The sequence below is a fragment of the Corynebacterium sp. CCUG 69979 genome (genome assembly GCF_024454095.1).
Taxonomy (GTDB): domain Bacteria; phylum Actinomycetota; class Actinomycetes; order Mycobacteriales; family Mycobacteriaceae; genus Corynebacterium; species Corynebacterium genitalium.
This window is the reverse complement of sequence record NZ_JAGPZA010000047.1, coordinates 1-660: the sequence shown is the minus strand read 5'-3', so window position 1 is coordinate 660 and position 660 is coordinate 1. Positions and strand designations below refer to the sequence as shown.

Genomic DNA, 660 nt, shown 5'->3' with positions numbered 1-660 from the left:
TTCCCTTGTGGCTGGTGTACAGGTGGTGCATGGTTGTCGTCAGCTCGTGTCGTGAGATGTTGGGTTAAGTCCCGCAACGAGCGCAACCCTTGTCTTATGTTGCCAGCATTTGGTTGGGGACTCATGAGAGACTGCCGGGGTTAACTCGGAGGAAGGTGGGGATGACGTCAAATCATCATGCCCCTTATGTCCAGGGCTTCACACATGCTACAATGGTCGGTACAACGCGCAGCGACACTGTGAGGTGGAGCTAATCGCTGAAAGCCGGTCTTAGTTCGGATTGGGGTCTGCAACTCGACCCCATGAAGTCGGAGTCGCTAGTAATCGTAGATCAGCAACGCTGCGGTGAATACGTTCCCGGGCCTTGTACACACCGCCCGTCACGTCATGAAAGTTGGTAACACCCGAAGCCAGTGGCCCAAACTCGTTAGGGAGCTGTCGAAGGTGGGATCGGCGATTGGGACGAAGTCGTAACAAGGTAGCCGTACCGGAAGGTGCGGCTGGATCACCTCCTTTCTAAGGAGCATTACTATTTATTGGCCCCGCATGGTCAGGTAGTTACCTGTACTGGGTGTGGGGTTGGGCTGTTGAGTGTCCGTGTGTGGTGCTGCAGACCCGTATGTTGTGGAAAATGTCCAGGTGGACACGCACCCGGGGGGC

1 rRNA gene is annotated in these 660 nt (G+C 55.6%); it reads left to right on the top strand.

The features are described 5' to 3' along the window. A 16S ribosomal RNA gene (locus tag KBX18_RS11745) occupies nt 1–516 on the top strand; the annotation flags it as partial. Between the last annotated feature and the right edge of the window lie 144 nt (nt 517–660).